At 59.8% G+C, this 23,019-nt stretch carries 21 protein-coding genes; 11 read left to right on the top strand and 10 right to left on the bottom strand.

Annotated features, from left to right (window positions below; all coding sequences use genetic code 11):
* Positions 1-562: 562 nt before the first annotated feature.
* Both ACTJKL_RS25715 and ACTJKL_RS25710 read right to left on the bottom strand, forming a co-directional pair.
* On the bottom strand, positions 563-976 hold the full coding sequence (locus ACTJKL_RS25715) for a DUF5615 family PIN-like protein (protein WP_027991992.1): 414 nt from the start codon (positions 974-976) through the stop codon (positions 563-565).
* The gene (locus ACTJKL_RS25710; RefSeq protein ID WP_155251006.1) at positions 973-1,638 is read right to left on the bottom strand and encodes a DUF433 domain-containing protein; all 666 of its coding nucleotides are present in this window, start codon (positions 1,636-1,638) and stop codon (positions 973-975) included. The genes ACTJKL_RS25715 and ACTJKL_RS25710 overlap by 4 nt, the downstream gene beginning before the upstream one ends.
* Positions 1,639-2,109: 471 nt before the next feature.
* Here ACTJKL_RS25710 and ACTJKL_RS25705 point away from each other — a divergent pair, with 471 nt between their 5' ends.
* Positions 2,110-3,669, top strand: a complete 1,560-nt coding sequence (locus ACTJKL_RS25705) for an ABC transporter substrate-binding protein (RefSeq protein WP_440854124.1) — start codon at positions 2,110-2,112, stop codon at positions 3,667-3,669.
* Positions 3,670-3,745: 76 nt separating this feature from the next.
* On the opposite strand, the gene ACTJKL_RS25700 is transcribed toward ACTJKL_RS25705, so the two are convergent.
* On the bottom strand, positions 3,746-4,648 hold the full coding sequence (locus tag ACTJKL_RS25700; RefSeq protein ID WP_411926841.1) for a LysR substrate-binding domain-containing protein: 903 nt from the start codon (positions 4,646-4,648) through the stop codon (positions 3,746-3,748).
* A 94-nt stretch (positions 4,649-4,742) separates the two neighbouring features.
* Here ACTJKL_RS25700 and ACTJKL_RS25695 point away from each other — a divergent pair, with 94 nt between their 5' ends.
* From ACTJKL_RS25695 to ACTJKL_RS25655, 9 genes are all read left to right on the top strand, one after another.
* Positions 4,743-5,852 (top strand): NAD(P)/FAD-dependent oxidoreductase, encoded by a 1,110-nt coding sequence (locus tag ACTJKL_RS25695; protein ID WP_440854123.1) that lies wholly within the window; start codon positions 4,743-4,745, stop codon positions 5,850-5,852.
* Positions 5,833-6,132, top strand: a complete 300-nt coding sequence (locus ACTJKL_RS25690; RefSeq protein WP_411926839.1) for a (2Fe-2S)-binding protein — start codon at positions 5,833-5,835, stop codon at positions 6,130-6,132. The genes ACTJKL_RS25695 and ACTJKL_RS25690 overlap by 20 nt, the downstream gene beginning before the upstream one ends.
* On the top strand, positions 6,129-7,505 hold the full coding sequence (locus ACTJKL_RS25685; protein WP_440854122.1) for an FAD-dependent oxidoreductase: 1,377 nt from the start codon (positions 6,129-6,131) through the stop codon (positions 7,503-7,505). Before ACTJKL_RS25690 ends, ACTJKL_RS25685 begins: the two co-directional genes overlap by 4 nt.
* On the top strand, positions 7,502-8,623 hold the full coding sequence (locus tag ACTJKL_RS25680; RefSeq protein ID WP_440854121.1) for an NAD(P)/FAD-dependent oxidoreductase: 1,122 nt from the start codon (positions 7,502-7,504) through the stop codon (positions 8,621-8,623). Before ACTJKL_RS25685 ends, ACTJKL_RS25680 begins: the two co-directional genes overlap by 4 nt.
* Positions 8,620-9,561, top strand: coding sequence for an ABC transporter permease (locus ACTJKL_RS25675; protein ID WP_411926836.1), 942 nt, complete (start codon positions 8,620-8,622; stop codon positions 9,559-9,561). The genes ACTJKL_RS25680 and ACTJKL_RS25675 overlap by 4 nt, the downstream gene beginning before the upstream one ends.
* Positions 9,558-10,436, top strand: a complete 879-nt coding sequence (locus ACTJKL_RS25670) for an ABC transporter permease (protein ID WP_440854120.1) — start codon at positions 9,558-9,560, stop codon at positions 10,434-10,436. The genes ACTJKL_RS25675 and ACTJKL_RS25670 overlap by 4 nt, the downstream gene beginning before the upstream one ends.
* Positions 10,437-10,456: 20 nt before the next feature.
* A complete protein-coding gene (locus ACTJKL_RS25665; RefSeq protein ID WP_440854155.1) occupies positions 10,457-12,304 on the top strand; it encodes an ABC transporter ATP-binding protein in 1,848 nt (615 codons plus the stop codon).
* Positions 12,305-12,396: 92 nt separating this feature from the next.
* A complete protein-coding gene (locus ACTJKL_RS25660) occupies positions 12,397-13,506 on the top strand; it encodes an NAD/NADP octopine/nopaline dehydrogenase family protein (RefSeq protein ID WP_440854119.1) in 1,110 nt (369 codons plus the stop codon).
* On the top strand, positions 13,503-14,867 hold the full coding sequence (locus tag ACTJKL_RS25655) for an MmgE/PrpD family protein (RefSeq protein ID WP_440854118.1): 1,365 nt from the start codon (positions 13,503-13,505) through the stop codon (positions 14,865-14,867). The genes ACTJKL_RS25660 and ACTJKL_RS25655 overlap by 4 nt, the downstream gene beginning before the upstream one ends.
* A 224-nt stretch (positions 14,868-15,091) precedes the next feature.
* On the opposite strand, the gene ACTJKL_RS25650 is transcribed toward ACTJKL_RS25655, so the two are convergent.
* The 4 genes from ACTJKL_RS25650 to ACTJKL_RS25635 all read right to left on the bottom strand — a co-directional run bounded on the left by ACTJKL_RS25650 (position 15,092) and on the right by ACTJKL_RS25635 (position 18,910).
* Positions 15,092-17,353 carry an ATP-binding protein gene (locus ACTJKL_RS25650; RefSeq protein ID WP_440854117.1) on the bottom strand — a complete coding sequence of 754 codons (2,262 nt, stop codon included), beginning with the start codon at positions 17,351-17,353 and terminating at the stop codon, positions 15,092-15,094.
* A gap of 591 nt (positions 17,354-17,944) precedes the next feature.
* Positions 17,945-18,163, bottom strand: a complete 219-nt coding sequence (locus ACTJKL_RS25645) for a hypothetical protein (protein ID WP_440854116.1) — start codon at positions 18,161-18,163, stop codon at positions 17,945-17,947.
* Positions 18,164-18,180: 17 nt separating this feature from the next.
* The gene (locus tag ACTJKL_RS25640) at positions 18,181-18,618 is read right to left on the bottom strand and encodes a hypothetical protein (RefSeq protein WP_440854115.1); all 438 of its coding nucleotides are present in this window, start codon (positions 18,616-18,618) and stop codon (positions 18,181-18,183) included.
* A complete protein-coding gene (locus tag ACTJKL_RS25635; RefSeq protein WP_440854114.1) occupies positions 18,605-18,910 on the bottom strand; it encodes a hypothetical protein in 306 nt (101 codons plus the stop codon). The genes ACTJKL_RS25640 and ACTJKL_RS25635 overlap by 14 nt, the downstream gene beginning before the upstream one ends.
* Positions 18,911-19,046: 136 nt before the next feature.
* Between ACTJKL_RS25635 and ACTJKL_RS25630 the strand changes: the two genes are divergently transcribed.
* Complete coding sequence (locus ACTJKL_RS25630) at positions 19,047-19,292, top strand: helix-turn-helix domain-containing protein (protein WP_127587153.1); 246 nt, start codon at positions 19,047-19,049, stop codon at positions 19,290-19,292.
* A 277-nt stretch (positions 19,293-19,569) separates the two neighbouring features.
* On the opposite strand, the gene ACTJKL_RS25625 is transcribed toward ACTJKL_RS25630, so the two are convergent.
* The 3 genes from ACTJKL_RS25625 to ACTJKL_RS25615 form a co-directional block, all read right to left on the bottom strand.
* Complete coding sequence (locus ACTJKL_RS25625; protein WP_411934440.1) at positions 19,570-19,773, bottom strand: cold-shock protein; 204 nt, start codon at positions 19,771-19,773, stop codon at positions 19,570-19,572.
* A 93-nt stretch (positions 19,774-19,866) separates the two neighbouring features.
* Positions 19,867-21,699, bottom strand: a complete 1,833-nt coding sequence (locus ACTJKL_RS25620) for an adenylate/guanylate cyclase domain-containing protein (RefSeq protein WP_440854113.1) — start codon at positions 21,697-21,699, stop codon at positions 19,867-19,869.
* 421 nt (positions 21,700-22,120) lie between these two features.
* Positions 22,121-23,019 (bottom strand): IS30 family transposase (locus ACTJKL_RS25615; protein ID WP_440854112.1); only part of this gene is annotated, 899 nt, incomplete at its 5' end.

Genomic DNA, 23,019 nt, shown 5'->3' with positions numbered 1-23,019 from the left:
TTCGCCGCGTCCGATCGCACTGCGCTTGGGGCTCATTTCATTATCCCTCCCGAGCCCACAACATCGGAGTCTTGATGCTCGCCTCAGTTGATTCCGCGCGCTCCAAAAGCAAAGTCGTCAGCGCTTGGGATGTTCGACATGATCGGCCGGCGGGCCCAAAATAGACTGGAGGCGGTAACTCCGGGATGCTCACCGCCGGACTGAACGTAGCCTCTCCACAACATCAATTTGTAGCAGTAGCAGAGTTGCAGTATAAGCGAGATTCTCGCGACTGCTAATAACCCGTTTGGGTGAGTGACGGGGGTCCATCTTGAGCCGCCGCTCATACATGACTGAACGGGTTTAGGTGAAGCTATCGGCCGTCGGCCTTTGATAGCGCTTGAAGCGGTAGTTCGTTTGGACGCTTCATGTCGATGTTCTCGCTATGTGCTTCGATGATCGCATAATGTATCGACTGAAACACCGCGCCGCAGTCGGTTAAATTCTTGGAAAATGCCCTAGCGACAGAGCGTGAGTGAGTTCACTGGTTTAGTGGCTTAGCTCCGCCCCCCGGCCTTTTTGACTACTCTTTCGGCAGAGCGTACCGAAGCACATGGAGGTCTTCGTCTTCGACCGAAATCTCCAGCACCTGATTGACGAGATCATCGTCATTGTCGAGTTCGATCAATGCCTGCTCGAACAGCTCGATTTGCATGTCGAGGTCCATACCGGGCGGACCGTTAAGGCAGATCAGCCCGGCATGGATAGCGACGTCGGCGTATTGCCCTTTGGTGCCTGGCTTGTCTTTTGATCCGCGGAAATCGACCGAATTCTTCGTGACAAACGTCCAGTCGCCCTCAAGAATAATTGGCTTAAGCTCCCAATCCTTCAGGCCGCCCAATTTCATCCAGACGACATGGCTTGTTTCGCCGTGGCCTTTTTCGATTGCCATTTTTGCCAGTTCAGGACTGAGACACTCATCGATCAGATACTTCATCCCGTTTTCCTGCGACGGGGGACGCGACGATCTGTGATGATGACCGAGCCTTCGGGAAGGTCGCCGAAGGCGCGGGGCCGGCCGCGCAAGGGGTTCGCTTCGGCATAGATTGAAGCGAGCCTTATCTTCTCCGCGTCCAAGCTCGGCCAAGTTTCCAGAATACGCTCGGTTGAATGACCGGCGGCCTGCGATGCGGCAACATCGTAGACCGGAACGCGGCTGCCGCGCACGACAGGTGTGCCGCCAAGAATGTCGGGAGAGGACGTGACGATCTCTCGCGCCGCGGCAAGGTCGTCCAGCCGTTCGCTCGCACCTCTCATAAAGGGCATAAGATCGATCGTCAGGAACTCGTGGTGCACAGTCCAGTCCTCGCGCAACAAAGCCGGCCAAGGGAGCGTGCGCGCTCTTGCTAGTCGATCCTCTGCCGTCCGGATGGCAAACAGTCGTTCTTCCGAGGTGAGACGGCGGGCGCTTTCGAAATAGAAGGAGATGAGCGAGCAGGCCCCAGCCAGGATATGACGACCGTTGTCGAGCGAAACGAAGGCCTCTGGGAGAATGTGTTCGTCGATGACGCGATTGATGTCGCGTAGGCTCACGCGCGAGACAACGGCAGCCTCACTCGCCTTCAGCATTTCCGCAACTGCGGGCATGTGGGCCTCCATATTAATTCTTCCGATGTGCCGGAATATATAATCAGTAGGCAGAGATTTCAAGGCCTTGACGAGGAACGGCTAGCGCCGCTGATAGAAGTCGCGGTAGGGCATTACGGAAAAGCAGCGCCGGTCGCAAACCACGTTCTGAATTTTCGTTACATCTCAGAGGTTCAGCAACGAAATAGGGGGCCGCAAGTTCGAATCCCTTCAACTGCTCCATAGCGGATACTGTGGTCCGTGGTTCCATCTCTTTAAGACTTGAGCTGTTGCTCACTCCCTTAAGGTGATGGCGCTGTTCCGGCGATTGTAGTGGGACTGCCGGTTGGCCGAGAGGGACGCGGCACCTTTGGTGGCAACTTTGCACCGAGCAGCTGGCGTACTAACCGGGCCATATAACCTCCGCGAATACCGGTCTAAAGTAAGCGACTTTGACAGCTATAGTGAAACGTGGCCGGATCTCATCATAACAAGGAGGTGAACATGAAACTGAAGAATATTAAGATGGATGCGGCTGCAATTGCTTTAACGCTGGGTACATTTGCGGTCGCACCTCAGCTTGCGGTAGCGGAAACGCTCCGGGTCGGGATTAATGCGCCGGATATCTCAACGCTCGATCCGACGCGAGCAACTGCAACCGCGGATGTAACGCTCGTCTCCTGGATGTTTAACGGGCTTGTGCGTTTCCCACCCGGTAGCGCGGACCCTGCCAAGATCGAACCGGATCTGGCAGAGAGCTGGACTTCTTCGCCCGATGGTTTGGTCTGGACCTTCAAGCTTCGCCCGAATGTCAAATTCCATGGCGACTACGGCACGCTGAGCTCGGAAGACGTGGTCTTCTCCTTGATGCGCGCCAAAGATCCGAAAACGTCGTCGTTCTCAAGCGATTTCTCCGGTGTAAAATCGATCGATGCAGTCGATCCGATGACGGTCAGGATTACACTGAGCGAGCCGGTACCGGGTTTTCTCGGTCTCATCGCCAATTATCATGGCGGCAATATCATCAGCAAAAAGGCGTTTGAAAAGCTCGGCGCGGATTTCAAGAGTCGGCCGATCGGGACCGGGCCTTTCATGTTCGAAAGCGCGATCACGCAGCAGGCCGTCAACCTGAAGGCTTTTCCCGGATATTTCAGGGGCGCGCCGAAGCTCGACGGTATCAGGTTCGACCTCATCCCGACCGACTCCAGCCGCGAGCTGGCGTTCCGTTCCGGCGAGCTCGATCTCATTTACGGCAAGCGCGAACAGCGCTGGGTAGACCAGGCAAAGGCGTGGGATGGTGCGGTCGTCGATATTTTCGCACCCGGCGAATATCGCACCGTATTCCTCAACAAGTCTCGTCCGCCTCTGGACAATGTGAAGGTCCGTCAGGCGGTTGCGCAAGCCATCAATGTCGACCAGATCGTGCAGTTCGTCGGCGCCGGCGTTGGCCCGAAAGGGTGTTCGGTCGTTCCCTCCGGCTATCTAGGAGAGGATTGCAGCTGGACCTATAAATACGATCCCGCCGCTTCGAAGAAACTGCTTGCGGAGGCCGGGTTCCCCAAGGGTGTGCAGCTTTCGGCTGTCGTGTCCTCGAATTCGTCACAGCTCCCGATCATGGAAGTCATCCAGGCCCAACTGGCCGAGGCAGGCATCGATCTGCAGATGAAGGTGGTCGATCATCCGACATACCAGGAACAGATCCGCAAGGACCTGGGCGACGTCGTGTTTTACGGCGCTGCGCGATATCCGGTAGCGGATAGTTATCTCACTCAGTTCTACCATTCGGATTCTGCGATCGGAAAACCGACCGCTGTTACGAACTTCGGCCATTGCGATGCGTCCGATGCCGAAATCACCGCGGCGCGGCGGGCAACCTCGAAGGACGAGCGGCTGAAGCAGTGGTCGGCCGCCCAGAAGAAGATCTTCGAGCAGGTGTGCGGGGTCCCGCTTTTCAGCCTGATGCAGGTCTGGGTACACAGCAAGGCGCTCGATTATGGCTATGAATTGAAGGGCTCGCTCAATCTCGCTCCGCCGATCACCGAAAAGACGACGCTGAAACGCTGAACGATCAAACTCCCCTGTCTGGCCTTGGCCTGGGCGTCCGCATCCGTGCGGATGGCACAGTCCGGGGCCGTTTTTGTCATGGAGCGATCGTCGTACTCAGTGCCGCGGAATGTGCGGCGGCTACGAAATCGGCGACGAGGCTGCTGTTGCGGGCGCGAACCGGCCGGACGATCTCGTATTCGAACGCAATTTCAGGAACGAAGCGACGGATGGCCACCCGGTCGGCGACAATTTCCATGGAGAGGGGATCGCCGATTGTCACACCGAGCCCGGCGGCTACAAATTCGGCGACATTCGGTGCTGTCGTCGCTTCAATAACGATCCTGGGCCGTAGGCCATGAGCGTCAAACGCTGCATCCACTTTCCTGCGCATCATGCTTGTTGGGCCGAAGGCGATGAATGGTTCGTCTGCAAAGTCGAGCGGGGTCAATTCCTTTTTCTCGCAAAGGCGGTGTCCTTTCGGGAGTATCGCCACCGCCGGCGGGCTTTTGAGAGCTTCACCCACGACGGAGGGATGTTCCAGCCCGCTGATGACCATCACCACGTCGAGCCGACGGAGGAGGACAGCCTCGGTCAGGAACTGCGAACTCCTTGCTTCGACTGACACGAAGACATCGGGGTGACGGGCTCGAAACAATTTGAGAACCCTGGTTATGAACGGCCCGGATAGCGCCGGCATCGTTCCTATGACCAACTGCCCGTGTTCTTCGCGGCGGATGGCCTCCACTGCGCGCGCAAGCTGATGAACTCCACCGAAGATGCGTTCGACCTCTTCGTAGAGCCGCATTCCGCGGCCTGTCGGCACCAGCCGGCCGCTGTCGCGTTCAAAGAGCTGCAGTCCGGTGTCGGCCTCCAAATCCTGGATGAGCTTGCTCGCGGCCGGTTGCGAGATGCGCAGGATATCTGATGCCCTGCTCACCGTACCGGCCTCGACCACGGCCATCAGCGCCTCCAGTTGCCTCAAGCTGGGATTTCTCACTGGTATAACCCTCACGAATACAATGGCAAAATAAGCGACTTTGACTTTCTACCTCTTGGCGCTGATTGTGACAAGAAAGAAGGGGAGAAACGACTTGGACGCAGACGTCATCATTATCGGCGCGGGCGTGGTCGGCGCGGCACTGGCATATGGAATGGCGCTGAAAGGCAAGCGCGTCGTTGTTCTGGACGGAGCGGATCGCGACCCGCGTGCTGCCCGGGCAAATTTCGGCCTGGTCTGGGTTCAGGGCAAGGGGTCCGACGCGCCCGCCTATAGCGCGTTGACCCGCCAGAGCTCGGATCTCTGGCCCATATTCAGGAATGAACTTTCGACGGTCGCTGCCGATCGCGTGGACTATGAACGGCCCGGAGGGCTGGTCTACTGTCTGAGCGAAACCGAGTATGCGAACCGGGCCGCCATCAACGAACGAACCCATAATCAAGGTGCGCAGGCCGACACGGAAATGATCGAGCGCGGTGCGCTGGAGCGCATGCTGCCTGCGGTGGGCTTGGGTCCCGATGTCGTTGGTGCGAGCTACTGCAAGCTCGATGGCCATGTGAACCCGCTGCAGCTTCTGGCGGCTTTGCACCGCGCGATCTTGCTTCTCGGGGGAAAGATCGAATTTCGCAGTCCGGTTAAAGGGATTGTACCGGTCTCCCACGGGTTCCGCGTGATCGTACCGCATGGTGAGTTGCAGGCGCCGCGCGTCGTTGTTGCGGCGGGGCTTGCAACGCCGGCGCTGACCGAGCCGCTTGGATTGGCCATGCCGATGAAATCGGAGCGGGGGCAGATCCTTGTCACGGAGCGGATTGCACCCATCCTGCCTTTTCCCGGCAGCGGCTTGAGGCAGAGTGCCGACGGCACGGTGATGATCGGCGCGACGAACGAGAAGATTGCCGATACGAGCGTCACGGCGGCGTCGGCAACCAAACTGGCGCAAAGGGCGACGCGGATCATCCCGGCACTCGGGTCGGCCCGGCTTGTCAGGCAGTGGGCGGGTCTGCGTGTCCTTCCACTCGACAAGACACCGATCTATGCGGAATCGGCGGACTATCCGGGTCTCTTCGCGGCAGCCTGTCATTCAGGCGTGACGCTTGCTGCGGTCCATGCCGCTGTCATCGCGCCGGCCATGGCCGGCGGTCATCTGCCCGAGGATCTGGCAGCTTTTTCCAATGGAAGATTCAATGTTCAAAAGTGTGCATGAAAAGCCTGGAAAGGCTTCGGACATGATCGTCCGCGTCAATGGCGTCGAAATCGGCGCCTGGAATGGCGAGACGGTGGCGAGCGTATTGCTGCGTGCTCCTGGAGCCGGACGAGGATCGACAGTCAGCCGAACACCCCGCTTGCCCTATTGTCAGATGGGCGTCTGTTTCGAGTGTCTGGTGACCGTCGATGGCAACGCCTCGATGCAGGGCTGTCTCGTTCCGGTGGCGCCGGGCATGAGAATCGAAAGCCAGCACGGGCCGCGGGAGATCTCGAAATGAAATACGATGTGGTGGTGATTGGCGCTGGGCCCGCCGGCATGTCGGCTGCAATCCGGCTCCGGAAAAACGGTTCGTCCGTTGCGGTGATCGACGAGCAACCCGCACCGGGCGGCCAGATCTGGCGCGGCGTTGAGCGCAATTCCGGGCCGGTAGCCGAGGCTTTGGGTACTGATTATCGCAAGGGAGACGCGCTGGTGCAGGCCTTTCGTGCCTGCGGCGCCGATTATATGCCCGAGACCCAGGTCTGGCAGATCGAAGAAGGATGGAACCTGTTCCTGACGTCAGGAGGAAATGCCCGTCGCATCGGCGCGCGCGTCGTTCTGCTCGCGAATGGCGCCCAGGAAAGGCCGGCCCCTTTCCCGGGCTGGACGCTTCCCGGCGTGATGACGGTCGGGGCGGCGCAAATCCTGCTCAAGTCCGGAGGGATGCTGCCGCAAGGCGACGTATGGATTGCAGGCGCCGGGCCGCTGCCGCTGCTTTATGCGACCCAGCTCCTCGGTCTCAAAGGACGTATCGCAGGTTTCCTCGATACGTCGCGCAAGCCGGGTCTCGCGGCTCTGACCAAGCTTACTGGTGCGTGGCGCGATATTCCCGGCTTGTTGAAGGGAGCACGCTGGTTTCGCGATTTGCGCAGGAGCGGCAAGATGGTGCGCGGTTTCCATGACCTCCGCGCTGGGGGCGATGGGCGGCTGCAATATCTGGAATGGCAGTCGGCGGGCGAGCGACGCAAGGTGAAGGCCGACATTCTCCTCGTACATGAGGGCGTGGTGCCACGCATCCATGAGACCATGGCGCTCGGATGCGCCCATGAATGGAATGAGCTGCAGAACTATTTCACTCCGCAGCTCGACGGATGGGGCGAATCCAGCAAGGCTGGACTGTTCGTTGCAGGCGACGCTGGCGGCATTGGTGGTTGGCTGGCAGCGACGCTGTCCGGCGAAATCGCGGGACTTGGGATCGCCAAGCATCTCGATGCTTCCTTCGATGCGGAAGGTGAACGGCATAAAGCCGGTCTGGACAAGCGCCTTGCGAGCGCGCGTGCGTTGCGCCCGTTTCTCGACGCGCTCTATCCGCCGCCGACGGCCAGCATTGCAGACGAGGTGATTGTCTGTCGCTGCGAAGAGGTGACTGCTGCGCAGATCCGTTCCGTCGCGAAGGTCAGCGCGCCGGATCCCAATGCGGTGAAGGCTGCGACCCGTTGCGGAATGGGACCCTGCCAAGGCCGGCAATGCGGCTATTCGGTTCAGGCGCTGGTCGCGGAAGCGCACGGAATCCCGCCTCGCGACGTCAGCTTCTTCAACATTCGCCCACCGCTCAAGCCTGTGACGCTCGGCGAGATCGCGGCGCTCGGTGATCTGGAAGACGTATCATGAATGCGGATCTTCTGGTCATCGGCGGAGGGCTGCATGGTCTGTCGGCGGCCCTGCAGTCGGCGCGGCGCGGCGTGTCGGTCATTCTTGTGGAGAGGCATTTTCTCGGCCGGCATGCTTCAGGCGCGACTGCCGCAGGGATCCGCACGCTCGGGCGGGATCCGGCTGAACTGCCACTCAGCCTAGAGGCTGCCGGGACCTGGCACGAGATGAACGAGCTTGTGGGCGACGACTGCGGCTTTATCGCCTGCGGGCAGTTGCAGGTCGCGGAGGACGAGGTTGCGCTGGCCAAGATCCAGGCCCGCATTCGTGGTCTGGAAGCCAAGGGCTTTACGCACGAGACGGTCATCGGCGGCGATGAGATGCGGGAACTTGTGCCCGATCTTTCACCTCACTGTCTTGGTGGCGCCTGGGTCGCCGTCGATGGTTCAGCCGACCCGCACCGCACGATCATCGCCTTCCGCGATGCCGCGTTGCGCGCGGGCGTGAAGATCGTCGAACAATGCCTGCTCACCGGCCTGCAACGCCGGGCCGGTCGATGGATCGCGGAGACATCAGTCGGCGTCATCGAGGCGGGAACCGTCGTCAATGCCGGCGGGGCCTGGGCAGACCGGGTCGCAGAGCTGGCCGGAGAGCCTGTCCGCCAATCCATTCGCACCTCGATGATGGTGGTGACGGAGCGCACGCAGGCGCGCGTCAAGCCGGTCGTCAGTTCGCTCGGGAGAAAGCTCTCCTTCAAGCAGACCGCTCAAGGGACGATGGTGATCGGCGGTGGATCGCAGGGCCGGCTTGCCAGTGACCGGCAGTCGGCGGGCGTCGATTTCGTGGCGCTGGCAGCATCGGTCGGCGCCGCTGTGCGTCTGTTTCCTGCGCTGAAGGGCTTGCGTATCGTTCGGACCTGGGCTGGCATGGAGGCCATGACGGAGGACCACCTGCCGGTCATAGGGTTCTCGCGCAAGGCGACCGGCCTCGTTCATGTCTTCGGATTTTCCGGCCATGGTTTCCAGCTTGTACCCTCGGTTGGCAGGGTGGTTGCCGATCTCGTCTGCGAAGGCCAGACCAATCTCGACCTCGGCGCCTTTGACGTCGAACGCCTTGCCAAGGAAAGGGCAGTTGCATGATCGGCTATGTGATACGGAGACTTCTCCTGGCCATTCCAACATTGCTTGCAATGCTGACCATGGTCTTCATCCTGGTCCGGCTCGTTCCGGGCGATGCCGCCGTCGCCATGCTGGGCGATCGGGCAAGCGCACAGACACTGCAGAACCTTCGGGCGCAGCTCGGTCTCGATCAGCCCATTCCGGTTCAGTATGTGCGCTTTGTCACCGACATGCTCAGCGGTGATTTCGGTCGCTCGATGACGAGTGGGCGCACGGTTCTGGAAGAAGTGGCGCTGGTCCTTCCCTATACGCTGGAACTGGCGCTGGCTGCGATGTTGATCGGGACACTCCTCGGCATTCCGCTCGGCGTCGTGGCGGCGGTCAGGCGCAATCGGTGGCCGGACTATGTCAGCCGGATCCTGTCTCTCGTCGGCCTGTCCTTCCCGGGCTTCGTCTCCGGCATATTGATGCTCCTCGCCTTCGCCGTCTGGCTGCAATGGCTTCCGGTCATGAGCAGGGCCTCCACAGATACGCTTAGCCATCTGCGCAGCCTTGCTCTTCCGGCCCTCAATCTCGGGCTGATCATGACGGCCTATATCGCGCGGGTGACCCGTTCATCAATGCTGGATGTGATGGGTGAGGACTACATCCGGACTGCGCGGGCCAAGGGGGTAAAGCCGAGCAAGCTCATCATGCGGCATGCTCTCGGCAATGCCCTGATCCCCATCGTGACGGTGGTCGGACTGTACTTCGGCACGTTGATCGGCAATTCCGTGCTGACCGAGATCGTCTTCACGAGGCCCGGTCTCGGCAAGCTGATCCTCGGCGCCCTCCAGTCGCGCGACTACACCCTTCTTCAGGGTTTGATGGTGGTCTTCGCAACATTCGTGATCCTCGTGAATACCGCAACCGACCTGATCTACGCTCTCGTCGATCCCAGAGTGAGTTATGCGCAATGACCGACTTTGCCATTTCCCAAAGCATGCCGGCCAGGCAATCCAGCCCTGTCTTGAGGGCTCTCCGCCGCAATCGTTTCGCCTGGATCGGTATCGGGTTGCTTGCCTTGATCGTTCTTGTAGCGATCTTTGCCCCGGTCATCGCGCCCTATGACCCGCTCAAGCAAAACATCCTTCATCGCCTGAGCCCGCCGTCATCGGATTTCTGGTTCGGTACCGACAGTTACGGTCGCGACGTTCTCTCGCGTCTGCTCTATGGCGCACGGATCTCGCTTTCCATCGGCTTTCTGTCCGTGCTGATCGCCATGGTTGTCGGATCGGCGCTCGGAATCCTGGCCGGTTATATCGGCGGAGTCTTCGACCAGATCGTCATGGGCATCGTCGACGTGATGCTTTCCTTCCCGACGCTTCTGCTCGGCCTGATGGTCGCCGCCATGCTGGGCGCGAGTTTCGAAAATCTCATCATCGCCATCGCGATTACCGAGACGGCACCGTTCGCACGTGTTGCAAGGGCACCGACGATCGCCATGAAGCGCCGTGACTTTGTCGAGGCCGGCAGGTCACTGGGTTATACGCCCCTGCACATCATGCGGGTGCATATTCTCCCCAACATCCTGTCGGACATCGTTGTCGTGGCGACTCTCTGGATGGCATCGGCGATCCGTACCGAAGCTTCGCTGGCCTTTATCGGTCTCGGCGTCCTTCCACCGACCGCGACTTGGGGCGGGATGATCCGCGAAGGATTCGACAATATCCTGAGCGCATGGTGGCTGGTTGTCTTCCCGTCGCTCGCCATTCTTCTGACGGTGCTTGCACTGAACATTCTTGGTGATGCGCTCCGCGATGCGATCGATCCCAAAACAAGGAGCCAGGGATGAACCTGATCAGCGAAAGCCCGATGCACTATTCTGGCCAGGAAGCAGGGTTCACCGCACCGGCTCGCGAACCGGTCCTGTCGGTTCGCAACCTCAATACTTCCTTCAGGACCGGCGACGGATGGAAGAACGTGGTCCGCAACATCTCGTTCGATATTGCCGCGCGGGAGACGGTTGCGATCGTCGGCGAGTCCGGTTCCGGCAAGAGCGTGACCTCGCTTTCGATCATGCGACTGCTGGCCGTGGAATCGAGCCGGATCGAAGGGCAGGTTATGCTCAATGGCCGCGACCTGCTTTCGCTGCGGGAAGAGGAAATGCGCCGCGTTCGCGGCAATGACATTTCGATGATCTTCCAGGAGCCGATGACCTCGCTCAACCCGATTTTTTCGGTCGGAAAGCAGATTGCCGAGGCGCTCACCGTCCACACGGACATTACCGAGGCCGCGGCAAAAGCGGAGGCTATCCGGCTGCTCGAAAAGGTCCGCATTCCAAATGCTGCAAGCCGTTTCGACGAATATCCACATCAGTTCTCCGGGGGCATGCGCCAGCGCGTCATGATCGCCATGGCTTTGGCTTCCAGGCCCAAGGTGCTGATCGCCGACGAGCCCACCACGGCGCTCGATGTGACGATCCAGGGGCAGATTCTCGATCTGATAAAGACGCTTCAGGACGAAGAGGGCATGGCGGTGCTCTTCATCACGCATGATATGGGCGTGGTGGCCGAGGTTGCCGATCGTACCATCGTTTTGTATCGCGGCGATGCGGTAGAGGCCGGCAAGACCGAGGACATCTTCCATCGTGGTCAACATCCCTATACCCGCGCGCTGCTGTCGGCGGTACCGAAGCTGGGTTCGATGGGTGGACGCGACCTGCCGCTTCGCTTTCCCACCGTTGATATGACGACGGGGCAGCAGGTTCCCTTGGCAAAGGTATCCGACACTGTCGCACGCGCGAAGAGACCGATCCTCGAAGTCAAGGACCTGACGACCCGCTTCCATATCCGGTCCGGCGCGTTCGGCCGAAAGACAGGAGCGGTGCATGCGGTCGAGAATGTTTCGTTCGAACTCTTCGAAGGCGAGACGCTGTCGATCGTGGGGGAATCAGGCTGCGGCAAATCGACGACCGGGCGCTCGATCACGCGGCTCATCACGCCGACCGGTGGCAAGGTCACGGTCGACGGCCAGGACGTCATGAAGCTCAGCCAGTCGGCGCTTCGGGCGATGCGCCGATCCATCCAGATGATCTTCCAAGACCCCTATGCGTCGCTCAACCCACGCATGAGCATCGGCGCCGCAATCATGGAGCCCTTTCTCCAGCACCGTCTCGGAACTAAGAGCGAGGCCCGTGACAAGGCTGCGATGCTTCTGGAAAAAGTGGGCCTGTCAGCCGATATGATGGCACGCTTCCCGCATGAATTTTCAGGTGGCCAGCGCCAGCGTATCGCCATTGCCCGCGCGCTGATGCTTGACCCGAAGGTGATCGTTGCAGACGAGGCGGTGTCGGCACTCGATGTCTCGATCAAGGCGCAGGTCTGCAATCTGCTTCTGGATCTCCAGCAGAGCCTCAATCTCGCATTCCTGTTCATCAGCCATGACATGGCGGTCGTGGAACGGGTCAGCCACCGCGTCGCAGTCATGTATCTCGGCGAGATCGTCGAAATCGGCCCGCGCGCGGCGGTTTTCGACAACCCCCAGCACGACTACACCAGGAAGCTGATGGCAGCCGTGCCGGTGCCAGACCCGGCACGGCGCAGGATCAAACGCAACATGGTCGTCGATGAACTGAAGAGCCCTGTCCGGCCCGTCGGATACCAGCCGGCGGTGCGGCAGTATCGTGAAGCCTCGCCCGGTCATCTCTATCGGGTCGATTGAAGTCTCTGGACACGCGATGGTCCGGTTGATCGGGCCAGAAATTGAAGGCCGCTTCGGCCTCCTTGCCAGGCTGAGTAAAAAGGAAAATCACGATGCGTGTAGGTATTGCCGGAGCCGGCGCTATCGCCATGGGATATGCGGCATTTCTTTCCGGGAATGGGCATGCGGCATGGCTGTGGTCTCCTTCGGGAAATGGTACGAAGGAACTTCGCGAAGGCAAGGCCCTGCAGGTGTCGGGAGCCATTGAAGGAGAGTTCCATCCTCAGGTGGCTGAGGGAGCCGCGGATCTGGTGAAGTGCGATGTCATCGTCCTGGCCTTGCCCGCCTTTGGCTACCGGCGCGTTCTGGACGAACTCGTAGACTATCTGGAAGCCCGCCATACCGTCGTCATCAGCGCGCATCTCTCATTCGCCGCGCTCTATCTTGCGAAGAAGTTGAGCGAGCGTGGGCTTCAGATTCCGATCGCTGTCTGGAACACGACGCTGCTGACGGCCAAGGCGCAATCGAGACTGCATGTCAGGGTCGGCGCAATCCGTTCGAAGGTCGATATGGCGGTCGTGCCTGTTCGGAGCGCGGATAGTGCTTACAAGATATGTGCCGAGGTTTTCGGCGACAGGTTCCTGCTCAAGGACGACCTGCTGACGATCGCACTCAGCAATCTCAATCCGCAAAACCACATGGGTATTGCGCTCTGCAATCTGACGCGGATTGAGCGGGGAGAGACGTGGGGTCAAAACTCCAACATGACACCTGCCGTCGCGAGATTGTTGGAGCGGTTGGACCAGGAACGGATCGCCATCGCCTCGGCATTCGGCAAGACGGTGCGCACCATCCTCGATCATTCGGCCTTGTCGCACGGCGCTTCGGGAGACTCCGTGGCGGAAATCTACGCCAATCTGGCAGCCAGCGGCAAAGATCCGCAAGGCCCCAAGAATATCAACACACGCTATGTCCTCGAAGACGTGCCCTTCGGTCTCATGCCGATGCTGCATCTCGCGCGAATTTCCGGGGCAAGCGCGCGGCTTCATGAGTGCGGGGTTGAGTTGCTTGAGACGTGCTACGGGCGCGATTTCGCCGCGGAAAACGATATCCTCGGCGAACTTGGAGCCTTGGACAGCGACCGGCTCCGGCGGCTGGTCGTGGAAGGTTACCCTGCCCGCTCTTCGGCTAATGGGACCGGGAAAGAAGCTGCATCACAATGAGCGGGACATCCGACGAGGTGAATGACGGTTTCCATCAAAACAGCAACCTGGCGCACGTTGTATCTTATATCGATACAGCGCGCCGGCAGCCGGTGGGGGATCTTCCCCGTCGGGCCGCTTTAAGATGCATTCTCGATCTCCTCGGCGCCGCCGCCTCGGGGATCAACCAGCCCGGCGTGCTTGCGGCTCGAAAGACGGCTTTGGCAACAATGGCCGCCGGTGACGTGCCAATCTGGTTTTCCGGTACGACCAGTTCGGTTGTCGGTGCAGCCTGGGCAAACAGTGCCGCGGCGGCAGCGCTGGACCTGGACGACGGGCATCGACTGGCGCGCGGTCATCCGGGCGCGGCGGTCATTCCCACAGCACTTGCCATCGCCAGTGAGACGGACGCCTCGCTGGAAGACACCCTTCGTGCAATCATCATAGGCTACGAGGTCGGCGTCACCATCGGTGCCGCGCGCACCACTTACGGCAATACCGGGACGTGGTCGTCCTACGCTGTGGTCGCCACGGCAGCCGTTCTGCACGGCACCGCGCCCGAGATACTGGCGCATGCCCTGGCGATCGCCGGCGAAAGTTCACCCAACCAGTTGTTTGCCAGCGCCCCGGTGCCTCGAAATCCGGCTCCCGAGGCGAGCGATGTGAAAGAAGGCATACCGTGGTCGGTGGTCACGGGGCTGGTCGCCTTGAGCCTCGCCGAAGCGGGACATACGGGACCGCGCAATATCCTCGACAGCACGCGACATTACCGGTTTTCCGAGGATCTCCGGCTCGGCGTCAATCCGCATATCTGCAATACTTATTTCAAACTCTACGCATGCTGCCGTCACATACACGCGCCGCTTGACGCCTTGCTTCAAGTTGTAGGTCGGTATTCGATCGATCCGCGTGCAATCGACGCCATCGAGGTCGAGAGCACCAGCGGTGCATTGCGCATCTCGAACCGGGATAACCCGACAAATCTTGTCGATGTGCAATACAGCATCCCGTATTGCCTTGCGCTTGTGACCCTTCAGGGGTCTCAAGCACTTCTGCCGCTTACACCAGCAGTCCTGGGGCAAAGCGCAGTCGTCGATGTGGCCCGAAAAGTCACACTGTCAGTGAACGCGGATTTCGATGCGCGGTTTCCTACCGAAACATTGGCTCGGGTCACGGTGACGGTGAGGGGGCGGCATTTTGTTTCGGATGTTACCGCTCCGAAAGGGGAGGCAAGTGATCCCCTGTCGTCGGCAGAACTCGAGGCCAAGTTCCGCGCCGCGACGCGCTTTTCCCTGACCGCGGATCATCAGGACAGAATTCTGGCAGCGATGAACAAAGCCTGTGCGGGCGACATTTCACACTTGATGCCAAGCATCAAGTAGCGCAACTCACCCAAGAGAGCAGTAGTGGTAACTCGCAGTGCCGACCTGACCGACCTCAATTTTACCTTTGAATGTCTGAGGTCCCAGAATCAACGACGTTACGCCTTAGTGACATCTTTCCAAAGGCGTAGCTGCAGAGTGAGAGGGTCAGCGGTTCGTATCGGTTCAAGGCGAGGGATTCGCAGGCTCGCTCAGCGGTTGCACGACGACGGAGAGGGCGACCGCTACATTTCAGGACTTCGCGTAGTCCCGATTTCGCTCTGGTCCAATTCTTCCCTCGTCGGCTTAGCTGGATCCTCCGCTTTCAGACCCTCGGCCTTTTGCGGAGCAGTGGCACCCGGCTCGGCAACGGCATCTGCGGGCGCGGGCAGGGGGCGATTTAGCGCCTCGCTAGCGGCCTTCTTGTCCGGGTCGAACTTTCGGCGCAGTAGTATCGGTCGCTCTACCTGCACTGCCTTACCGAATGCGAGGAATTCGAGGAACCGCAGATTGGGAATCACCTTCACATGGTCGTGACTGAACACGCTTTCGAGGAACGTGAGACTCGTCTGGTCGATGAGCGAATACGCAAAGAACGTATTACATTGGGAAAGAATGGTCTTGCTCACCAGCGCCGTCCGCTGACTCACCACGAGTAAGCCGACGCCATATTTTCGTCCTTGAAGCGCGATTTGTCCGATGCGGTAGACGACATACTGCGTGTTCGCGTCGAATCCGGCTCCGTAGGTTTCCGGGATGATCGTATGCGCCTCTTCAAGCACGAGCAGCACCTGACGCGCGCGGCGGTTCGCACGCGCCCATTCCATAATGGTTGAGAGGAACAGCTCAGTCACGCGGACGCTGGCGCGAGAGCTGGACAGTTCCGAGAGTTCGAGGATCGCGAGCTGCTGTTGGTCGCTTCTAAGGAAGGCGTCCACCTTTGCCTGAACGTCAGCCCGAATCGTCTTCAGAAATTTATCGAGATCCTTTTTCTCGGCGCCTGCGCCGTAGGCGCCTGTGTCCACGGCAAAGAGCTTTGCGTCGAACTCCTCGACGGCCTTTTTGTCCAAGGCAGGGAAAATCGGATTTAGGTCCGCAAGTCGGTGGCGGTACTCCCCCGTGAAATCGACGCAGAATACCTTGGAGCCGCGGGCGACCGCCTCACGAATGACCGTGAGCGCCAGTTCGGTCTTTCCGGTGCCGGTAATGCCTAGGATGGCGGCGTGATAGAGGATCAGATCGTCAATGTTTACCGCCACCCCGATGTCGGTAGAGGGGACGGTGCCCACGATGAACTGTCGGTCCATGAGCTTCGTTGCGGGGAAGTTCATCTCCGGTGCGCGGAATACCGGCATGTTCATGGTCGGGAGCCATGGGAACTTTATGAAGCCTTTCTCCGTCGAATAGCCGCCGAGCTGCACCGCGCGCACGATATGGGTGCCCCGCGGATTCTGGTCGAAAGTTTCCTCAGCGGTCTGCGCCTCCACGATTTGATAGAAGATCGTCTCGCCGCGAAGGCGGGTAAACACAACCTCGCCTTCGGCGAGATCCAGGCTTTCGGACACTTCGAAATAGATACTGCCGATCGTAGAACGCTCCACGGTGAAGCCGGCAACCTCGGAGCCAGGCATTCCGCACATGGTCGCGATGAACTCTTCAGTCTTCTTGCGATCGTGCGATTCGTGAACGCAACCGGCGACGCTCGGAATTGGCTCGGCCACCTGAGCGATACAGATCCCGGTACCGACGACCTCAGTGCCTTGGACTTGGGTGAAGAGTGCCAGGAGGTATTTCTGATCGCCATCGGGCATCGCCGCGATGTGCAGCCGGCCGGGTTTCCAAGAGCCAACGCGATTGAGCTTCACGCGGATGATGTTCGGGTGGTCGATCCGGTCGATGGTCCCAACCTGCGGCGTCCGCGCAGAGGCGGTGCGCTCGACCCGGAATTGGCGCGCAAGGGAGAACGCGAGCTCAACCGGCCGGACCAAGATCATGACGAGCCACAGGATTAAAAGTGCCGCGACAGATCCCGGGGAGGCTGCGAACGCACCCAGAATGCCGATGAGTGCCGGCGGCGTATACACGAGCTCACCACGACCGAGCGTGTCGCACAAACGGCGCAACAGACTTCCCCACGCATCCTGCGGCGCGCTGTCTGTGCGGATCATCGCTTGGAAACTGATGAAGCCGACGAATCCAGCCCAAGCAATGCCAGCGTATCGCAGCGCAGTTAGCGCCGGCGGCATTGGGGTGAGAACGGAAAGGTCAGCCGTGATGAGGAGAACGAGGGCGGTTACGGCGTTCGCGAAGGTGTCGCGAGGCGGACGAAACCATGGCGAAGACAAGAGACTGAAGAGCCAGAGCGTAATGCCGCTGATAAGCCACAGGCTTTCCAGGCCGCTCGTTGGGAGCCAGTAGCCGGTCGCGACATGAAACGCCGTGTAGAAGATGGCGAAATTGAGAGCGACGATCGCCGCTCTTTGCTTAAGACTCGGGTAGTCCTTCATCGCCTTCCCCCCATCGGCCATGTGAAATCATAGCGCGGCTACCGAGGGGCGAAAAGTTTTGTTCCACCTGCGATAGCGGCCGTAGCAGAGATGTGAGGAATGTCCGCTCAAGAGTTTCGCCACAAATCTCCGAATGACGGCAAAGGGGGCGCACCCACCACTCCGCCTTTGGGACTCTGCATTTGGGTCGAGGGCAGTCGTGTCCTCAGGAGCGTGGTGTGCGGCACGCCGCCAGGATGTTCCCGTTCTGTGCTAAAAAGATCGCATATTGTATCCACTGGAAGCCAGAAGCGCCGAAGCGCCAAGCAGACGTTCGGCTGGTGCGGGTAGTCGAATTGACCAGAACTTGTGTTTGCTAAATCGGATTGTCCACTTACGGGCTTACAGGTCCTTGGGCGCCCTCACCACCTTTCGGACCTTCCGCGAAATCTCCTCGAGCGTCGCCATTACGCGGTTCACCTGCGAAAGTGTGGAATTCAACTCAGGAGCATACTTGACGACGAGATACTCTGTGCTTGAGGAGAGGGTTGCCAGGTGCGCCAGGGTACGTTTGCGCAGGACAAGTCCTTCGGCCACTGCTATTCGCGCGCGCTAGCCAGGATCAGTTTGAAATTCACGGATCGTCTGGTGATCGTAACCTTTGGCCTGAAGCAGTGCATCTAGATAGAGCTCGATCGCATGAAGAGCCAGCAGCCGTTGCGGAAGGTGCTTACCCCGGGATGGGGATTCACCAACCTTGGCGGCAGCGGCTCTATATTGCGCTGCCAGGTTCAGAACGTCTCGCACGCTTGCTGTTTTGCCGCGGTCCATTTGAATAGACCTCCCTGTCAGAGTGAAACTTCATGCTTGGTTTCGACCGCGTCGTCAGCCGTTCCGGCAGAGGTTTTTGGGTTTCGCGTCCCGGCGATCCGGATGAGGTCCTTCAACATGGTCCGCAGCTCTGGCCAGGGTGTGTCCTCGAGTTTGAGACCCGGATCGTGCGTAACGATCAGGCAATGGAGCTTTGCGGCGACTTCGATCACCGAGGAGGGCCGTGCGATCAACATCACGCGCCCCAGTATCCCCGCTTGCTCTGCGAGCTCCTGTTCCAGAGCGGCGACTGCACTGTAGCCAAGGCGCTGATCAGCCTCCGTCCACTGTTTCCGACGCTCGCGCAGCTCGGCTTTTGAGGCGACATTCAACTTCGCAATGCTCTTCATGGCGGCAAATGAGCGAACCGCGACGGAGCCGTCGTCTCCAACTATTTCCAGCTCAGAAATCGGCAATCCGCCGGCTGCTTGCAGCATATCCGCAGCAAGCTTTTTTCTGAGACGAGCGGATCGGGCGCAGTGATGATGGTACGCATACCATCGGGGCCACAGTTCTCTGACAGGCGTCGGACCGCTCTCTCTGCTTGCCGGCAGGTTCTGCGATGCGGGCGCTTAGCAAGCGTGCGGTAACGGGGAGAAGATTACGTCGGTCGATCTGGTACGGCAGGTTTTTTATGGCGCCTTCGTCCACGTCTGTTTTTCCAGGCGTAATTGCAGGCAAAGTTCTGCTAATCTCAGAATCAGCCATGATCCAAGCTCCAACAAGCTAGATTGTGGTCAGGCTGGTCTCGCGTGGTACGAACACGTGGGTCCAGCCGATTGCAGCTTAGGAGGGTACCGTTGCCGAGCCAAATGGGCAAGAAAAATCACAACAGTGTGGTGAAATGAATGCTATCCAGTGCAAGCTTGCTCGTGTCGCCTTGGGGTGGGGTGTGCGGGAGCTAGCCACCGCGGCAAACGTTTCGACGCAGACGATAAGCCGCCTGGAAAGAGGTGAACTGCTGAGAGACGCCACGCTGAATGGCATAAAGCACGTGTTTGAAGTCGCTGGCATAGAGTTCATCGAGAATAGCAGCGACGGCTTCGGCATAATGATTAACAAGCCGCATTCGCCATTGGCGGATCGCTAGGTTATTGAGCTGGCGCGAAGCCACGCCGCGACAATACGTCTTGCACTCACCTTAAAGCTTCCTATCTGAGCTTCCATCCTCGACACGGATCATCGAGATGGATCAACCGGGCACACACGCATTTTCCGATCGCGAAATCGTGAAGTCATCCCGCCTCAGCGGGACAACGGATTCGCGCGGAGCACCGTGACTTGCCTCTGTTGTCAAAAGAAGCGTCTTGCCTCGACAATGGACGTTGATGGTTGCGGCATCTGTGAAGAATGCGCCCTGATGCGGCTCAGACGGTCCTGACGTTCTCGGCCCTCGATTTTCCACTCTTGCGATCCTGGCCAATCTCGTAAGTGACCTTTTGGCCGTCGCGAAGGAGGCTTCCCCCGTCGATCGCCGACACGTGGACGAACACATCTGTTCCGCCGTTATCGGGAGAGATGAAGCCGTATCCCTTTTCCTGATTGAAAAACTTCACAGTACCGATTGCCATTCTTCCACGCGGCACAATTCCGGAAGTCGTCGCGACATGCTGCCAGGAACGCTCCTCACCGGTAAGCGATCGGTTCTCTAGGCAATCCACCCGTCAATTCAGGCCGGCACGGGCAAGTCCCTCGACCAGGCGCGCCCGATCCTCGGCCTGGACGAAAGAAGATGTTGCTCCGACCGCGTCCCGTGAGATGTCAGGGACTAGCGACTTGAGCCGTCCGAGCAAGTCCGTGGCAGCCTCCTGGTTGTCCAGAAGTCCGGCGCAGGCCGTGCCGATGACCAGCGGAACCGCGTGGCCAGACCGCAAGCGATGCGCCTCCCGTGCATAACTTAAACCGAGCTCGTAATTCGCGCCCTGGAAGTAAGCCATGGCGTAGTAGAACTGAAAGTCGCCGAGAAAAGCCTCGCGCGGGCTTAGTCTGAGGGCGTAGTCGATGCAAGGAATGGCGTCCGCCGCGCGGCCCCCGTTGGCATGCGCAAGTCCCAACTGGCCGTGTGCAAACGCTGAGTTGGGGTTGATCGCGACAGCCTGGCTGATCGCTGCCATCGCCAGGACATTGTCACGCGTCGCAAAGGCTGTCATCGCCTGCGCAAGGTAAGCCCACGGTTCCTTATCGTCCGCGGCAATGGCTTGATGGACGATATCCCTCGCAAGGGCCAGGGCGTATCCCATGTCCTCCCACCCCTGGAACGCTCGCCACATCGTAATCCAACCTTTCATGGCGAGTGCCTGGGCATAATTGGGAGCCAGTCCGATTGCCCGATCGAGCAGGGGGAGCATCTTCCGGCTGCTCTCCTCAGACAACTGGGAACACAGGAACACCGCCCGCACGACACATTCCCAGGCATCAAGGCCATGATGCGGCTTGGGGCTTTCGCGGGCATGCTCTGCCGCCAGGAGTTCCGGCCCGAGGCGGCCGACGACGCTTGCGGTGATTTCGTCCTGAATGACGAAGATGTCGCCGAGGTCGCCGTCGTACCTCTCGGCCCAAAGATGGGCTTCAGAGGCCGCATCGATGAGCTGCGCGGTCACCCTCACGCGGTTGCCGGACTTGCGGACACTTCCCTCAAGAACATAGCGGATCCCGAGTTCGCGCCCGATGGCGCGCACATCCACGGGCTTCCCCTTGTAGGTGAACATCGTGTTCCGGGCGATCACGAAGAAGCCCTTGAGTTTGGATAGCGCGGAGGTGATGTCCTCGGTGAGCCCATCGCTGAAGAAGTCCTGCTCCGGGTCGGCGCACATGGCGTTGAACGGCAGCACCGCAATGGATGGTCGGTCCGGAAGTGCGGGCCTGGGCGATGCCGTTCGTGCGGTCCCTTCTAGAAGGGGGCGGTACAGTCGCACCGGCCGCTCCATGTTCTTGAGCGGGCGTTCGCCGAGGTACTCGTAGTCGCAGTCAAGCTTGCCCTGGAGGTGATCGTACGCCGTGCCGGAAATGCAAATGCCGCCTGGATCCGCCAAGGTCTGGAGGCGGGCCGCGATGTTGACGCCGTCGCCGTAGAGATCCCCATCAACTTCGTGGATCACATCACCGAGATTGACGCCGATCCGGAAGATAATGCGTCGCTCGGTTGGGATATCGGTCTGGTTCTCGGCAACGCTTTTCTGGATGGCGACCGCGCACGCGACGGCATCGACGACCGAACCGAACTCCACGAGCGCACCGTCGCCCATCAGCTTGACAATACGGCCCTGATGCTCGGCCAGCAGCGGATGGATCACCTCCCGGCGCAGAACCTTCAGGGCCGACAACGTCCCAGCCTCGTCATGTTCGACGAGGCGGGAATAGCCGACGACGTCAGCGGCCAGGATCGCGGCCAGCCGCCGCTCCGCTCTTGCAGTTGCCATGGCTGTCTCTCCCTCAGGAGATCCGCCGGATGAAGCCCAGGCGATTGACGCGTCATGCACCATGCGGCTGCCCGACACCGCACCGTGCTGGTTCATGATACCACTGAGAGGATCATGTGGCCACGCGTCACGAGAGTGCCGCCTTCGACAGGAACAGGATCCGCGAAGCCGTCACTGCAAAGGTCTGTTGCGGTCCAATGGAAGGACGGCGCCATTCGATGGAAGGTTCGTGTTCGGGACTTCGAACCCACTGGCGCGCTGAACTTGCCGAAGCGGTTTCTTCCGTCGTTGGCGGTGGGAACAGTTGCTCCGTCAGCCACGTGTCCCACCTCAGGATGGCCGGGAGTGGGGCAGGACTTCCCCTAGGGCTCTGCAGCGGTAGGGCAGAGCAGGGTCGAATGGAGCCGTTCTTCACGAGCCGTGCGCGGCTTGTTGCCAGGATGTTCACGTTCGGGAGAATCTAATCCAAGTGCAACATTGACGGGTGAAGAGTAGGGCACTACGCGCATTTGCGCAAATGCGCCATGAAGACCTCGGTGGGCGTTCGATAGCCCAAGCACTTGCGCGGGAGCGCATTCATATGTTGGGCGAGGGCGACGAGCTGTTGCTGACTGACAGCGGAGAGATCGGTATGGCCAGGCATGAAGCGGCGGATGCGCTTGTTGGTGTTTTCCACGGCACCTTTCTGCCAAGGCGCACTGGGGTCGCAGAACCAGCTCCGCGCGCCGATGCCCTCTTCCAAAGCCCTGAATCCGGCAAACTCCGTGCCGCGATCAAAGGTGAAGCTCTGCCGGGCAAAGGCTGGCAAGGGAGAGAACGTTTCGATGATCTTGTCCATAATCGGTCGTGAATGCCGGCTGTGGTTCTTGATCATGACGGTGTAGCGGCTCTTGCGTTCAACCAAGGACGTGACGTTGGCGTTGCCCAAGTCACGCTGGAAGATCAACAAGTCGCCTTCCCAGTGACCGAACTGCGAACGATTACCAATGAAATCAGGACGTTGCGATATCCTGCAGGCAGCAGGAAAAGTGCCGTCGCGGGGTTTCCTCGAGCCGCGGGGGCGGCGTTTGCGGCGGCCTTCCGCCAGATGCTGATGGAGTTCCAGCGCCTGATCTTCCTTGCCATAGATGAAGCGATAGATCGTCTCGGTGCAGACCCGCACGGCGCTCACGCCATCGGCGAGCAGACGACCGGCAATCTGTTCCGGTGACCAAAGTGCCTTCAGCTGCTCGATCACCAGTTCGCGCAATTGCGGGTGCCGCACAAGCTTCCTCAAACGCTGCCGCCGCTCTTTGCGGATATCGTCAGCAACGGTCGGGAAGTAACCGCTATAGTCGGGCAGCTCGCGATCGTGGAAGGTGTTGCGCCTGATCTCACGGTAAATCGTCGATCGATGAC

This window comes from Sinorhizobium sp. 22678 (genome assembly GCF_052044265.1).
Lineage (GTDB): Bacteria > Pseudomonadota > Alphaproteobacteria > Rhizobiales > Rhizobiaceae > Sinorhizobium > Sinorhizobium meliloti_A.
This window is presented reverse-complemented; position numbering and strand designations above follow the sequence as displayed.

What these genes read in the sequence shown, in the direction of transcription:
- ACTJKL_RS25675 (WP_411926836.1), top strand. Translation starts at nt 8,620, where the DNA reads ATGATCGGCTATGTGATACGGAGACTTCTCCTGGCCATTCCAACATTG.
- ACTJKL_RS25685 (WP_440854122.1), top strand. Translation starts at nt 6,129, where the DNA reads ATGAAATACGATGTGGTGGTGATTGGCGCTGGGCCCGCCGGCATGTCG.
- ACTJKL_RS25680 (WP_440854121.1), top strand. Translation starts at nt 7,502, where the DNA reads ATGAATGCGGATCTTCTGGTCATCGGCGGAGGGCTGCATGGTCTGTCG.
- ACTJKL_RS25630 (WP_127587153.1), top strand. Translation starts at nt 19,047, where the DNA reads ATGAATGCTATCCAGTGCAAGCTTGCTCGTGTCGCCTTGGGGTGGGGT.
- ACTJKL_RS25655 (WP_440854118.1), top strand. Translation starts at nt 13,503, where the DNA reads ATGAGCGGGACATCCGACGAGGTGAATGACGGTTTCCATCAAAACAGC.
- ACTJKL_RS25690 (WP_411926839.1), top strand. Translation starts at nt 5,833, where the DNA reads ATGTTCAAAAGTGTGCATGAAAAGCCTGGAAAGGCTTCGGACATGATC.
- ACTJKL_RS25645 (WP_440854116.1), bottom strand. Translation starts at nt 18,163, where the DNA reads ATGGACCGCGGCAAAACAGCAAGCGTGCGAGACGTTCTGAACCTGGCA.
- ACTJKL_RS25635 (WP_440854114.1), bottom strand. Translation starts at nt 18,910, where the DNA reads ATGGCTGATTCTGAGATTAGCAGAACTTTGCCTGCAATTACGCCTGGA.
- ACTJKL_RS25625 (WP_411934440.1), bottom strand. Translation starts at nt 19,773, where the DNA reads ATGGCAATCGGTACTGTGAAGTTTTTCAATCAGGAAAAGGGATACGGC.
- ACTJKL_RS25715 (WP_027991992.1), bottom strand. Translation starts at nt 976, where the DNA reads ATGAAGTATCTGATCGATGAGTGTCTCAGTCCTGAACTGGCAAAAATG.
- ACTJKL_RS25705 (WP_440854124.1), top strand. Translation starts at nt 2,110, where the DNA reads ATGAAACTGAAGAATATTAAGATGGATGCGGCTGCAATTGCTTTAACG.
- ACTJKL_RS25670 (WP_440854120.1), top strand. Translation starts at nt 9,558, where the DNA reads ATGACCGACTTTGCCATTTCCCAAAGCATGCCGGCCAGGCAATCCAGC.
- ACTJKL_RS25665 (WP_440854155.1), top strand. Translation starts at nt 10,457, where the DNA reads ATGCACTATTCTGGCCAGGAAGCAGGGTTCACCGCACCGGCTCGCGAA.
- ACTJKL_RS25650 (WP_440854117.1), bottom strand. Translation starts at nt 17,353, where the DNA reads ATGAAGGACTACCCGAGTCTTAAGCAAAGAGCGGCGATCGTCGCTCTC.
- ACTJKL_RS25660 (WP_440854119.1), top strand. Translation starts at nt 12,397, where the DNA reads ATGCGTGTAGGTATTGCCGGAGCCGGCGCTATCGCCATGGGATATGCG.
- ACTJKL_RS25710 (WP_155251006.1), bottom strand. Translation starts at nt 1,638, where the DNA reads ATGGAGGCCCACATGCCCGCAGTTGCGGAAATGCTGAAGGCGAGTGAG.